2 protein-coding genes and 1 pseudogene are annotated in these 2,020 nt (G+C 70.3%); 1 reads left to right on the top strand and 2 read right to left on the bottom strand.

The annotated features are described in order from the left end of the window. Together AB0958_RS09505 and AB0958_RS09500 are read right to left on the bottom strand one after the other, a co-directional pair. Positions 1–82 (bottom strand): annotated as a pseudogene (locus AB0958_RS09505) (DUF4360 domain-containing protein); the annotation flags it as partial. 95 nt (positions 83–177) lie between these two features. Continuing rightward, entirely contained in the window at positions 178–975 is a 798-nt protein-coding gene (locus AB0958_RS09500; protein ID WP_366889772.1) for a carbon-nitrogen family hydrolase, read from the bottom strand. Between the two features lie 184 nt (positions 976–1,159). Between AB0958_RS09500 and AB0958_RS09495 the strand changes: the two genes are divergently transcribed. Continuing rightward, positions 1,160–1,984 carry a maleylpyruvate isomerase family mycothiol-dependent enzyme gene (locus tag AB0958_RS09495; protein WP_366889771.1) on the top strand — a complete coding sequence of 275 codons (825 nt, stop codon included), beginning with the start codon at positions 1,160–1,162 and terminating at the stop codon, positions 1,982–1,984. The last annotated feature ends 36 nt before the right edge of the window (positions 1,985–2,020 follow it).

Genomic DNA, 2,020 nt, shown 5'->3' with positions numbered 1-2,020 from the left:
TGAAGCTGACCTTGCCGGGGTTCGCGCTGCCGGCGTTCACGCGCAGCTCGGTGTTGATGTTGAAGTTGCGCTGGACCCCGCAGTCCGTGGGAGAAGGAGCGGCGTTCGGTGCGTGCGATCGGCGTGCGGGGTGGCGGGCCGGGCGTCGCGACGCCGCGGAGATCCATCAGAAGGGCCCTAACGGTGGTGCGGGGGCTCCAGGCCCAGCAGGCGGTCCTTGAGGGCCGGGAACTGTTCGCGGGTCGCGGCGACCTTGGCGGGGTCGAGGTCGACGGTGAGGACCTCCTCGCCCGCGCCCGCCTCGGCCACCACCTCGCCCCAGGGATCCACCACGATCGAGTGACCCGCCTGCGGAACTCCGGCATGGGTCCCGGCCGTTCCACACGCGAGCACGAACGCCTGGTTCTCGACCGCCCGCGCCTGGGCCAGCAGCGTCCAGTGCGCGCGTCGCCGTTCGGGCCAGCCCGCCGAGACGACCATCGTCTCGGCGCCGGCGTCGACCAGTCCGCGGAAGAGCTCGGGGAACCGAAGGTCGTAGCAGGTGGCCACACCCAAGGTGGTCGCGGGGAGCCGGACCGTCACCAGTTCCCGCCCGGCGCCCATCAGCACCGCCTCGCCCTTGTCGAAGCCGAAGCGGTGGATCTTGCGATAGGCCGCGGCCAGGTCACCGGAGGGGGAGAAGACGAGAGCCGTGTTGTAGAGGGGGCCGTCCGGGTCCCGTTCCGGGATCGAGCCGGCGTGCAGCCAGACGCCCGCGTCACTGGCCGCCTTGGCCATCGCCTCGTAGGTCGGGCCTTCGAGCGGCTCGGCCTCGGTGGCGAACCGCTCGTAGGCGAACGCACCCGTCGTCCACAGTTCGGGCAGCACCACGAGATCGGCTTCCGCCTGCTCGCGCACCAGTGCGGTCACGCGTCGCCGACGAGATTCGACCGATTCACCCTCGTTTACATCGATCTGGATGAGCGAGGCGCGCACACTACCACCGTCCTGGCATTCGAGCCGTCCATACGGGCCTACGATCGTCACACGAAAGCACTGCCGGGGTGCCTCACAGCAGCGTAACTTAGCGTCCCAAGACACCCGCCGACAGCAGCCCACCTCCCGCTGGCAGCGCCGCCACAACCTGCCCGAGTACCGACCGCCGAGGGGTCCCGTTTCCGTGAGTCTGCATCCCACCCTCCAGCCCTACGCCGACGCCTGGATCCACTCCATCGAAGCGATATCCGAGCTGGTGACGCCTCTTGTCGAGGGGGAGTGGAACCGGCGGACACCATGCCCGGGCTGGTCGGTGCGGGACGTCGTCTCCCATGTCATCGGCCTGGACTGCGAGATGCTCGGTGACCCGCGCCCCATCCACACCCTGCCGCGCGACCTCTTCCACATCACCAACGAGCACCAGCGCTACATGGAGATGCAGGTCGACGCCCGCCGTCACCACACGGCGCCCGAGATGACCTCCGAGCTGGAGTACACGATCATCCGCCGCAACCGTCAGCTGCGCAACGAGTCGCGGGAGCCGGGGCACATCGTGCGCGGGCCGATGGGCAAGGAGATCACTCTCGAAGAGGCCATGCGCAACCGCGCGTTCGACGTGTGGGTGCACGAGCAGGACCTGCGGGCGGCGCTCGGCCGGCCCGGCAACCTGGACTCGCCGGGCGCGCAGGTCGCCCGGGACGTGCTGCTCGCCGAGCTGCCCCGGGTGGTCGCCAACGACGCGGACGCCCCGCGCAGTTCGGCCGTCATCTTCGACGTGCACGGCCCGGTCGAGTTCCTGCGCACGATCCGTATCGACATCCAGGGCCGCGGCACCCTGGAGGCCACCCCGGCTCTCGGCCCCGCCGCCGTCTTCACCCTCGACTGGGAGACGTACGTCCGGCTGGCCTGCGGCCGCACCTCCGCGGAAGCGGTCGCGGACCGGGTGAAGGCTGAGGGCGACCCGGAACTGACGGCGGCGATCCTGCGCCACTTCGCGGTCACCCAGTAGGACGGTCGGCAGGCGGACGCCGGGGAGTCGGCAGAC

Source organism: Streptomyces sp. NPDC006655 (genome assembly GCF_040703965.1).
Taxonomy (GTDB): Bacteria; Actinomycetota; Actinomycetes; order Streptomycetales; family Streptomycetaceae; genus Streptomyces.
The sequence above is the reverse complement of the archived record's forward strand: the minus strand, read 5'-3'. Positions and strand labels throughout refer to the sequence as shown.